Here is a 9816-nt window from a genome sequence, read left to right as displayed (position 1 = left end):
CAGTTAATTAAATTCTTACAAACAACTCATTACTAACTATTATACAACTTGCAAGCAGTGGTTGTAAGCTTTTTATTTTCTCAAAAATGGCAGCCAGTAAAAATCATCATTAATCAGTTCCTCTTTTCTCTTAAAAGTCGTTACAAAGTATGTTTATAGCTTCTAATAATGGTGAATTTATCTGAAAATATACTCATCACTGATGAATAGTGTTCAATAAGATGCGTTCCCCCTGTGATCTGATGTACCATCTGGTTGAGGGTCTTGATTATCTTTATTCACGTTTTTTTCCTGCTCATTTTGACAAATATTTGCCATAATAAACAGCAGGAAGCCTACTAAGAGCATGAGTGCTACCCATTCGAGCGAGATGTTTTGTCTTGCCATGACTATATTTTAATAATGTACACCTAGCGATCCATTCCCACAGCATCCGTTGCCGCCCTTGTACCGATATCCAAGAGTTCAACCAGTTGAGTTATTTCCTGAACATTGTAGGCAAAACATCGTGATTCTGATGAAACATTCTTTATTCCTGCTTGCTGAGCAAAAGCTACCATTTTTTCTGGCATATAGCTTGACATCCGAAATAGTTTTTCTGCGTAATTATCAGGTAAACCGTACACTGAGGATGGCAGCATTGCCGTCTCACTCCCTTGGCTAGAAAGGTGAATGTTGAATACTAAGACATTTCCATCATTCGTAGATAGCTGTTGGATTTTCTTAGCAAGTTCTTCGGGATCGCCGTCTGTACTCTGCCCATCTGTAATATGAATAAAGAGAGGAGGGTAGGCATTTGGATGAGTTGCACACCAGTGATTAAGAATATCATAAGCTGTTTGCAAAGCAGCGCACATCGGCGTTCCTCCCTTGGCAATTGGGTCAAACCAAACTTGAAACTTAACATTAGTTTCAATAACGCCGCCAGCCCCATCAGGTATTTTTTTCTGTCGAACTTCAACTCGCAGCGAATTCGTTGCAAAAAGGCTGATAGAATTTAGCCATTCTTTAGCTAAATCGCCTGTAAGGGGATTAGCAACTCCTAGTGTAGTATAGCCTTTCTCACAAAGATGAGGTATCATGTTACTGACACTCATGAGGGTCAAACAGAGAAGACACGAACGATCGACTGAACTAGAATTACATGGTTACGCACAAGCCACGGGAAAGCGATAGCACACATAATAACATTTTTCTGACAGCACGAAGAAGTTGACTCACAAAAAGTAAACTTGTACTCCTCTTCATACATTGTTAAAAATGAAAACTTATTCGATTGATTTTAGGCAGAAAATCCTTGATACTTATCATGCTGAACCCATTTCACAAAAAGCAATAGCTAAGCGGTTTTCGGTGGCCCTGAGCTTTGTACAAAAATTGCTTAAACAGTATCGTGAAACAAAAAACATTGCTCCGAGAACTGACCGATGTGGAGCCAAAGGCAAACTTAATGCGGAGCAACTACTCATTTTGGCGGAATTGATTGAAGAAAATAATGATGCAACCCTTGAAGAACTTCGTCCCAAACTTTATGGGAAAATTGGATTTTCCCTTAGTATATCGACAATAGCAAGAATGATAAAACTCTTAGACATAACTTTCAAAAAAAAACTCTCTTCCCTTCAGGCAAAGGAACTGAGCGAGTTCAAATCCTGCGATGTGAGTTTTGGGAAACAATTAAAAATATTAGTTTTAAAGACTTAATATTCATTGATGAATCTGGAGTTAATTTGGCAATGGTTAGGTTATATGCTAGAGCTTTAAAAGGTGAAAGAGCCAAGGGGCAAAGACCAACCAAACGTGGCAAAAATGTGTCAATAATTGGAGCAATGTCAGTTAATGAAATTTTAACATCCGTTAATCTAATAGGTGGAAATGATGCAATTACATTTGAAGCTTTTATTATCAGAAAACTTGTACCAAAACTATGGAAAGGTGCTTGTGTAGTGATGGACAATTGTTCTATTCACATGGGAGAAGAAGTGAAAAAAGCGATCGAAAAGAAAGGGGCAAAATTAATATACTTGTCACCTTATTCACCAGATTTTTCACCCATTGAAAATCTGTGGTCAAAACTTAAAATTATTCTCCGTTCTAGGAAGACTACTAATTATAAAGAATTAGGAAAAGCCATTGAGTTTGCGTTCGAGCAAGTTACATCAGAAAATATTTTTAACTGGTTTACACACTGCTGTTATTGTACCTCATCTTTTTGAGAAAGGCTATATCATAGCCAATCACCCCCAGGTCAAAGTATTGACGAATTCCCTCTGACCCAGTGCATTTAAGAATCAATTCAGTAAAGATTCGGTTCATCACGTCGCTCACACATTGAGCTTTAGACTGACCGTGAGGCATTAACTCACCCATTGAGCCAGAGCGATCAATAGCAAATAGGAATGCAGTAGGGTTTACTCGGTTAATTTCTTCACTGTAAGGCATGGTTTCCTCTCAAAATTTTCTGAACTGTACTAAAATTAATTGAGCTTTACTTTCTCATTTCTAGGGCTTCAGCGACTATGGAAGACGACGCAGCAATTCATCCCGGCATTCATCTGTTTCTAGTCTGGACAATATCTCGAAGTTGGTATTTTTTAGCTCTTGCCACCAATGCTCAACATCATCCACAAGCTGTTGCTGCTCTCCATACTGTCTGGCAACGCTTTGTAAATTTATCATTGAGTCAGCAGAAAGCCTTTGAGCGATTGCCTCACGAGCAACTTGTATTACTATTTCACGGTTCATAACTACCTGATTATAACAGCGCTGTATTTTTTTTTGATAATATTACTTTATAATAACCTAACCAATCACAGCGTTTCTCTGACATACATCAGGAATTATGTTAGACTTCCATCAGGAACTTCACACACACCTATTTATGGCATCCACAAACGATCGCTTCGTCGAAGCAGAAAGCCGCTGGGACTTAAAAACTCTGTACTCTGACTTAGCCGCCGTTAAGGGAAAGCCTCTCACCCCCGTAGAAAAGCTGCACCTGCGGGGGTTGCTTTGTGGCAACAGTCCCTCTGAAATCGCAAAAAAGCTCCAAAAAACACCCAAAGGTGTGGAAACTGACCTGTGTGCCACTATTTATAAATACGTTAAAGGCTTTGTGGGTAAAGGCATTGAAAAGATCGAAAATTGGAGAAATATTGCTGAATGGCTTGAGGATGCTGGATATAAAACTCAGTCGTCTGCTAAATTCCCGGTCAAAGATTTATTACCAGAAAATTGTATTGTTAATGTAACGAATATAAATATCGATAACAATCAAATAGTATTTTTTCTAAACCTGCGAATACCGACCTCACAAGATTCAGAATTGTCAATAGAAAATCTAGACATCAACGATAACAACGCTAACTAAAATTTTGCCACAACTCAACTAATTGGTAGGATGAAGCGAGTAAAATCAGGAAGAGCGATCGCCCTTACGGAATCAAGCAACAACCTCAGCAATAAAATTGATATTACTATTCTGCCAAATATTTATATTATTGGCGGCCCTAACGGTTCAGGTAAAACGACAGTTTCCCTGAGATTATTACCCGATCGCATTGGGAGCATCTCAGTTTTGAATTTATAGTGCGATCGCCTCAAGAGCTCGCACGCTCAATAAAAAAATGCTTTTTGCCAAACACCAGATACTCCCATTGCATTGACGCAGGTGTCAAAGCAGCCATCGCTCAAGCAATTGAAAAACATCGCAGACTAGGACAATCAATTAGAATCTGGCGTGACGGTAAAATCGTGACTTTAACTGCTGCTGAGATTCCACCAAGAGCCGACAGCGACACTGCTTTTTAGCCTTGAGAAACCCGGTTGTTTACGGAAATACTTGATTTGACGCTTTAACAGTCGTCAAAAACCCGGTTTTTTGGGTATTTATGCGTAACTCCTTAGATAACTACACACAGAAGCGATCGCATAACAAACAACCAATAATCAATAACTTAAAACTGAATTATTGTCAACAGTATTTTCCCGAAAATATTCAAGCTTTAATAAAAATTGCTAGCTGACATTTGCGAATTATAGCACTTTGTTGAATATATTTGAAAATGCTAAGTTAATTAAAGATTTGATGAAAGAGACGCATAAGTGTTTACATAGGCGATCGCAATTTTGTTATTCTGTTAGCAAGTTTCATTCGATCGACTGAATTTTTGTACCACAGTCCTACCCCCTAAACAGAACGGCAGTTTCCACAATGAGAATTTTAGTCACAGGCGGTGCGGGTTTCCTCGGTTCCCACCTAATCGATCGCTTAATGGCCCAAGGAGACGAAGTAGTCTGCCTGGATAACTTTTACACCGGGACTAAACGCAATATCCTCAAATGGCTGGACAACCCCTACTTTGAGCTGATCCGCCACGACATCACCGAACCGATTCGGTTAGAGGTAGATCAGATTTACCATCTCGCCTGTCCAGCTTCCCCTATACACTATCAGTACAATCCTGTCAAGACAATTAAAACAAACGTCATCGGCACGATGAATATGTTGGGATTGGCCAAACGGGTAAAAGCAAGATTCTTTCTCGCTTCCACTTCCGAAGTGTACGGAGATCCTGACGTACATCCCCAAACAGAAGATTATCGCGGCAACGTTAATTGTATCGGGATCAGATCGTGTTATGACGAAGGCAAACGAGTAGCTGAAACCTTATCTTTTGATTACCACCGTCAAAATGGGGTAGACATTCGAGTTGTGCGAATCTTCAATACCTACGGCCCCCGGATGTTGGAAAATGACGGCAGAGTTGTCAGCAATTTTATTGCTCAAGCTTTACGAAATCAGCCGCTGACTGTTTATGGCGACGGTTCCCAAACGCGGAGTTTTTGCTACGTTTCTGATTTGGTAGAAGGATTTATTCGCTTGATGAATAGCGACAAAATTGGGCCGATGAATTTGGGGAATCCAGGCGAATACACTATCTTGGAGTTGGCACAAAAAATTCAAAACATGATTAATCCAGGGGCAGAAATTATCTTCAAACCTCTGCCAGAAGACGATCCAAAACAGCGACAACCAGATATTACTCGTGCTAAAACTTGGTTGGGGTGGGAGCCAACCGTGCCCCTGGATCGAGGTTTAGAATTGACTGTGAAAGATTTTCGCGATCGCATCGAGGGAAACCAACAGTAGAGATAGGGAGAGGGGAAGAGGGGAAGATAGGGAGAGGGGGAGAGGGGAAGAGGGGGAGAGGGGAGAGGGGAAGAGGGGAAGAGGGGAAGAGGGGGAGAGGGGGAGAGGGGAAGAGGGGAAGAGGGGGAGAGGGGGAGAGGGGAAGATGAAAATATAGGGTACAAGAATTTTCTACTTATCTCTTCCTTCTTCCTTCGTCCTTCTTCCTTCGTCCTTCTTCCTTCGTCCTTCTTCCTTCGTCCTTCTTCCTTCTTCCGACGGACTTACATCCGTTACATCCGTTACATCCGTTACATCCCGTACATTGCTCGTTGCCGAACTTCCTTCTTCCTTCTTCCTTCTTATCTCTTCCTTCTTCCTTCTTCCTTCTTCCTTCATTTCCATCTGATTAATTCACTAACTTTGAGGACATTTATATGCGTGTTTGCGTCATCGGTACAGGATACGTCGGCTTAGTTACCGGCACTTGCTTAGCACACATCGGACATCACGTTATTTGCGTAGACAACAACGAAGAAAAAGTTAAATTAATGAAGTCTGGACAGTCGCCAATTTTTGAACCCGGACTGTCTGAATTAATGCACTCTGCCTCTCAATCTGGCAACCTAGAATTTACTTCAGATTTAGCAGCAGGAGTGGCTCACGGGGACATTTTATTCATTGCCGTGGGAACCCCTCCTTTGCCTACGGGGGAAAGCGATACTCGCTACGTAGAAGCGGTGGCGCGCGGCATTGGAGCTCACCTCGACGGCGATTACAAAGTGCTTGTCAATAAATCCACGGTGCCCATCGGTTCGGGGGATTGGGTGCGGAGGATTGTATTAGATGGTTTGGCTGAACGTCAAAAACCTCAAAGCGCTGATGGGGCTACTGGTGAGGAAGTAGCAGCAAAAACTGGCGTGCAATTTGATGTGGTTAGCAATCCAGAGTTTTTGCGGGAGGGCTGCGCTGTTTTCGATACGTTTAATCCCGATCGCATTGTTCTCGGCAGCAACTCTCAGCGAGCTATTGATATGATGCTAGAGTTATACAGGCCGATTGTCGATCGCAAGTTTGCCGAAAATCAGTCATTGGCGGCAGTACCTGTCGTGACGACAGATATCAGTTCGGCGGAGATGATTAAGTACGCAGCTAATGCTTTTTTGGCGACGAAGATTAGCTTTATTAATGAAGTAGCTAATATTTGCGATCGCGTTGGTGCAGATGTTACCCAAGTAGCCAAAGGTATCGGTTTAGATTCGCGGATTGGCGGCAAGTTTCTGCAAGCCGGCATCGGTTGGGGCGGTTCTTGTTTCCCCAAAGATGTTTCAGCTTTAGTTCACACTGCTGAGGATTACGGCTACGAGGCACATTTGCTCAGGGCGGCGGTGGAAGTTAACGAACGCCAGCGCTTGATTGCTATTGAGAAATTGCAGCAAGTTTTGAAGATTCTTAAAGGTAAAACAGTCGGACTTTTGGGTTTGACTTTTAAGCCGGATACTGACGATTTGCGGGATGCTCCTTCGCTGAATTTAATCGACAATTTGAACCGATTGGGAGCGAAAGTTAAAGCTTACGATCCGATTGTTTCTCAGACTGGGATGCGTCACGGTTTGTCGGGAGTTTTGGTAGAAACAGATCCTGAAAGATTGGCTGATGGTTGCGATGCTTTGGTGTTGGTGACTGATTGGGAACAGTTTCGCAGTTTAGATTATGAAAAAATGGCGAAGTTGATGGATCATGCGGTGATGATTGACGGCCGCAATTTCTTAGATAAGAAGGTTTTAGAAGCGGCTGGTTTCCAATATGTGGGAATTGGAAGATAAGAAAGAGTTTTGAGGATCATCTCTATCCTGTAGGGTGCGCCGCAGCGCACCTTACATTTACTCGAAGATCCGCAAGAGAAGAATAGAAGAGGGCGGGCACTCTTGACACCGCCCCTACAGAAATCAAAGGTGTCGAACAATCGCGGGTTTACTCGACGCGCCTGCTTTAGAAACTTTCCATTAATGTTTTTTCTTGAGCGTAAACATCGCGTAGTTGTTGCAGTGCTGAGGCTGAAATTACCGATTTAACTGTAGCGACTAATTTACCCCATTCCAGCAAGCTGTCAACTGAAACAGCGGCTTTGAAGTTGTACGTATAAAATTTAGTCCAAAATTCTGGTGCTTGGGTGCGTTTCCAGCGTTTGTACCATCCGAGAAAATCTTGAGCGCAGGCTGGTTTTACTTCTAAGATTGGGGGGAAATCGGCGTAGCTGACGAATCTACTGAGGCCTTTGGCGTGTACGTACACCATGTTGTGACAGCATTCGATCCGGTAAATTTGGTCTGGTGTGATGTTGAATAAAAGCGCTACTGTTTCTTCGGTGACAAATCTCGATCGCGGATTGACGACTGACGATTTGTGAATAATTTTTGATGTGCCGATCGCTAACGATCTTAACTGATTGTCTGATATCATTGTAGCTGCATATCCTAGTGGTAGGTAAATCTATCTGTTAGGTGCGAGTGACAGAAATTATCTGTCGGAATTAATTTTAATTGGCGATCGACTTTAGTTTCGCTGACTCAGCCACAAAATGGATACAAGCCCCGACTCCCGCAGCTAACAGCCCCAAATTTTAGATGCTTGTTCCCGATCGTAGATTCCTGTGTGGAATCAATCTAAAATCTAAAATTGACTGACTGACCGATCGCCTTTTGATACAATATACTAAATCCAAAATTTTGTAAATACTGAATATGAGCAAAGGCTTAGTCAGGTTGCGGGTTAGAGAGTTGGCCGCCGAGAAGGGATGGACGCTCAAGGAGGTTGCGGAGCGATCGGGCGTGGGCTACAGTACGATTAGCAATTATGCCCGCTCTCAGGGCATGGCGATGGTTGATTTTGCCGCAGTGTACAAGTTGGCTCGCACCTTTGATGTGATGATTGAAGATTTTGTGGAAATCATGGAAAAATAGGTGCTGTTGGGCGATCGAGCTTTGACGCGGGCGATCGAGCATTTGGTAGAGATTGTAGCAGTTTTAAATCGGATAAACAACAGTCCCCAAATTAAGAATCTACAGTGCCGTTTCCCTACCATAAAAACCTCCCCAAAACTTGTCTGGGCTGGCTCGGCGACATCTCACAAACCCACGTAAAATCTCACAAATTTGCCCCCAGCACACGATCAATTCATATCAACATCTTACCCAATTAATTAATCGTACATTTTAATTACTTGTGGGTGGGTGCGGGTTTTTGAGATGATTCATTTTTAGGTTCTTCCTTACTTACTATGCTAAATCAATAGCTAAATAAGTGAAAATATCTGAACAAATATATAGAAAAGTAAATCAAGTCCTTGTCAAGCTTGACATTTGGGCTAGTTTAATTGTTAATTCTCAAAGAGCCACAAGAGTTTTTGAGAGCAAATTATAGTCATGACCACAAAAAAGGGTACTAAAGTTCTAACAGAACTTCTGAATATACAAGGAATTAAAGTAACTCAAATAAGTCAACTACCAGGAATTAGAATAATATTACAGGTGGAGTCAATCTATAGAGAAAGTCATTGTCATCATTGCGGACAAAAAGTAATAGATTACATCAAAATCATCGATATGTAGTAAAAGATTTATCGTGGGGAGAGCAGCCTCTATTTTTAGAAATAAACAGGCGACAGTTTAAATATAAAAAATGTGGCAAACCATTTAGCGAAAAATTGGACTTTATGAACAACCAAAGAACTTATACAAAACGACTAGCAAATACAACAATCAAGTCAGTGTTGTCGAGTGATATTCACAGTGCAGCAAAACAAGGAGTAGTCACAACAGAAGAAATAGAAAGAATGTTGTCAAATGCTTTATAAAAATTATCATCAAAACCATCAAATTAAAAAAAACTAGGAATTGATGAAATAGCTTCAATCAAAGGTCAAGGAAATTACTGTACCGTATTAATCGATTTAGAAACATCTAAATTAATTACAATTGTCAAAGGAAGAACACAGACTGAAATCGAGCCAGTCATTAATTCATGGGATTCAGAGGTTTTAGAACAAATAGAAGAAGTGAGTATAGATTTGTGGGAATGTTACAAAACCCTAGAACAAAAACTTATGCCAAATACTCAAGTAGTAGCGGATAGATTTTATGTAATGGTACAAGTTAACAAGGAGTTAGACATACAAAAAAAGCGCGAAAAAAGGCAATAATAGATTTAACTAAAAAATCAAAATTGTCCTCAAAAACAGCAGAATGTCAACAAGCATTAGAGAGAATAAACGACAGTAAATATTCATTATTAAAAAATGAAGACGATTTAAATGAAAAGCAAAATATCAAATTAATGGAGATAAAGAAATTTGTTTTAATATGGCATAAATGCAAAATTAAAAGAAAATTTCAGACAAATATTTGAAAATAAAAGAACAAATTGGTTGAGCGGATTGTTGAGGATTGGGATCTGGCATCAAAGAGCCAAACAATATTTTCCTGATAGTGTGAAGACTATTACCAATTGGCTTTGCCGGAGATAATTGCTTACTTTGATAATAGGACGACAAGTGGTATTGTTGAGGGTATTAACAACAAGCTTAAGTTAATAAAGCGTTCTGCATATGGCTTTAGAAATTTTAAAAACTACAAAAATAGATGTTTGCTGTCCTGGGCATTTTAATTGTTAATTTGGCATAGTAA

Annotated in this window: 14 protein-coding genes; 10 read left to right on the top strand and 4 right to left on the bottom strand. The window is 40.7% G+C overall.

Annotated elements, in window-relative coordinates; genetic code table 11:
• Positions 1-410 precede the first annotated feature (410 nt).
• Positions 411-1097, bottom strand: a complete 687-nt coding sequence (locus QUB13_RS28385) for a vWA domain-containing protein (RefSeq protein WP_333387920.1) — start codon at positions 1095-1097, stop codon at positions 411-413.
• Positions 1098-1260: 163 nt separating this feature from the next.
• Here QUB13_RS28385 and QUB13_RS28380 point away from each other — a divergent pair.
• A protein-coding gene (locus tag QUB13_RS28380) for an IS630 family transposase (RefSeq protein WP_333387918.1) occupies positions 1261-2216 on the top strand; the annotation gives its coding sequence in 2 pieces (ribosomal slippage) (positions 1261-1579 and positions 1579-2216; 957 coding nt in all).
• A 301-nt stretch (positions 2217-2517) separates the two neighbouring features.
• Here QUB13_RS28380 and QUB13_RS28375 read toward each other — a convergent pair.
• Positions 2518-2745 carry a hypothetical protein gene (locus QUB13_RS28375; protein WP_333387915.1) on the bottom strand — a complete coding sequence of 76 codons (228 nt, stop codon included), beginning with the start codon at positions 2743-2745 and terminating at the stop codon, positions 2518-2520.
• A gap of 97 nt (positions 2746-2842) precedes the next feature.
• Here QUB13_RS28375 and QUB13_RS28370 point away from each other — a divergent pair, with 97 nt between their 5' ends.
• From QUB13_RS28370 to QUB13_RS28355, 4 genes are all read left to right on the top strand, one after another.
• Positions 2843-3370, top strand: a complete 528-nt coding sequence (locus QUB13_RS28370) for a helix-turn-helix domain-containing protein (RefSeq protein ID WP_333387912.1) — start codon at positions 2843-2845, stop codon at positions 3368-3370.
• Positions 3371-3400: 30 nt separating this feature from the next.
• Positions 3401-3589: a hypothetical protein gene (locus QUB13_RS28365; RefSeq protein ID WP_333387909.1), complete on the top strand. Its 189-nt coding sequence runs from the start codon at positions 3401-3403 to the stop codon at positions 3587-3589.
• Positions 3590-3633: 44 nt separating this feature from the next.
• On the top strand, positions 3634-3810 hold the full coding sequence (locus QUB13_RS28360) for a hypothetical protein (RefSeq protein ID WP_333387906.1): 177 nt from the start codon (positions 3634-3636) through the stop codon (positions 3808-3810).
• Between the two features lie 403 nt (positions 3811-4213).
• Positions 4214-5152 (top strand): UDP-glucuronic acid decarboxylase family protein, encoded by a 939-nt coding sequence (locus QUB13_RS28355; protein ID WP_333091362.1) that lies wholly within the window; start codon positions 4214-4216, stop codon positions 5150-5152.
• A 171-nt stretch (positions 5153-5323) separates the two neighbouring features.
• Here QUB13_RS28355 and QUB13_RS28350 read toward each other — a convergent pair whose 3' ends face one another.
• Positions 5324-5536 (bottom strand): hypothetical protein, encoded by a 213-nt coding sequence (locus QUB13_RS28350; RefSeq protein ID WP_333387903.1) that lies wholly within the window; start codon positions 5534-5536, stop codon positions 5324-5326.
• A 32-nt stretch (positions 5537-5568) separates the two neighbouring features.
• On the opposite strand from QUB13_RS28350, the gene QUB13_RS28345 reads away from it, so the two are divergent.
• Complete coding sequence (locus tag QUB13_RS28345) at positions 5569-6957, top strand: UDP-glucose dehydrogenase family protein (RefSeq protein WP_333387900.1); 1389 nt, start codon at positions 5569-5571, stop codon at positions 6955-6957.
• A gap of 166 nt (positions 6958-7123) precedes the next feature.
• On the opposite strand, the gene QUB13_RS28340 is transcribed toward QUB13_RS28345, so the two are convergent.
• The gene (locus QUB13_RS28340) at positions 7124-7594 is read right to left on the bottom strand and encodes a hypothetical protein (protein ID WP_194011320.1); all 471 of its coding nucleotides are present in this window, start codon (positions 7592-7594) and stop codon (positions 7124-7126) included.
• A gap of 281 nt (positions 7595-7875) precedes the next feature.
• Between QUB13_RS28340 and QUB13_RS28335 the strand changes: the two genes are divergently transcribed.
• From QUB13_RS28335 to QUB13_RS30565, 4 genes are all read left to right on the top strand, one after another.
• Positions 7876-8094 (top strand): helix-turn-helix domain-containing protein, encoded by a 219-nt coding sequence (locus tag QUB13_RS28335; RefSeq protein WP_194070913.1) that lies wholly within the window; start codon positions 7876-7878, stop codon positions 8092-8094.
• A 593-nt stretch (positions 8095-8687) separates the two neighbouring features.
• Complete coding sequence (locus QUB13_RS28330; RefSeq protein WP_333387896.1) at positions 8688-8987, top strand: transposase family protein; 300 nt, start codon at positions 8688-8690, stop codon at positions 8985-8987.
• A gap of 39 nt (positions 8988-9026) precedes the next feature.
• Positions 9027-9332, top strand: coding sequence for an ISL3 family transposase (locus QUB13_RS30570; protein ID WP_442922214.1), 306 nt, complete (start codon positions 9027-9029; stop codon positions 9330-9332).
• A gap of 305 nt (positions 9333-9637) precedes the next feature.
• Positions 9638-9796 (top strand): transposase, encoded by a 159-nt coding sequence (locus tag QUB13_RS30565; protein WP_442922213.1) that lies wholly within the window; start codon positions 9638-9640, stop codon positions 9794-9796.
• Positions 9797-9816: the final 20 nt, after the last annotated feature.

Source organism: Microcoleus sp. B4-D4 (genome assembly GCF_036705185.1).
Lineage (GTDB): Bacteria > Cyanobacteriota > Cyanobacteriia > Cyanobacteriales > Microcoleaceae > Microcoleus.
The sequence above is the reverse complement of the archived record's forward strand: the minus strand, read 5'-3'. Positions and strand labels throughout refer to the sequence as shown.

Bases quoted from the DNA above. Each gene is read 5' to 3' on its own strand.
- QUB13_RS28375 (WP_333387915.1), bottom strand. From the start codon at position 2,745: ATGAACCGTGAAATAGTAATACAAGTTGCTCGTGAGGCAATCGCTCAA.
- QUB13_RS28365 (WP_333387909.1), top strand. From the start codon at position 3,401: ATGAAGCGAGTAAAATCAGGAAGAGCGATCGCCCTTACGGAATCAAGC.
- QUB13_RS28355 (WP_333091362.1), top strand. From the start codon at position 4,214: ATGAGAATTTTAGTCACAGGCGGTGCGGGTTTCCTCGGTTCCCACCTA.
- QUB13_RS28370 (WP_333387912.1), top strand. From the start codon at position 2,843: ATGTTAGACTTCCATCAGGAACTTCACACACACCTATTTATGGCATCC.
- QUB13_RS28340 (WP_194011320.1), bottom strand. From the start codon at position 7,594: ATGATATCAGACAATCAGTTAAGATCGTTAGCGATCGGCACATCAAAA.
- QUB13_RS28345 (WP_333387900.1), top strand. From the start codon at position 5,569: ATGCGTGTTTGCGTCATCGGTACAGGATACGTCGGCTTAGTTACCGGC.
- QUB13_RS28350 (WP_333387903.1), bottom strand. From the start codon at position 5,536: ATGGAAATGAAGGAAGAAGGAAGAAGGAAGAAGGAAGAGATAAGAAGG.
- QUB13_RS28385 (WP_333387920.1), bottom strand. From the start codon at position 1,097: ATGAGTGTCAGTAACATGATACCTCATCTTTGTGAGAAAGGCTATACT.
- QUB13_RS28335 (WP_194070913.1), top strand. From the start codon at position 7,876: ATGAGCAAAGGCTTAGTCAGGTTGCGGGTTAGAGAGTTGGCCGCCGAG.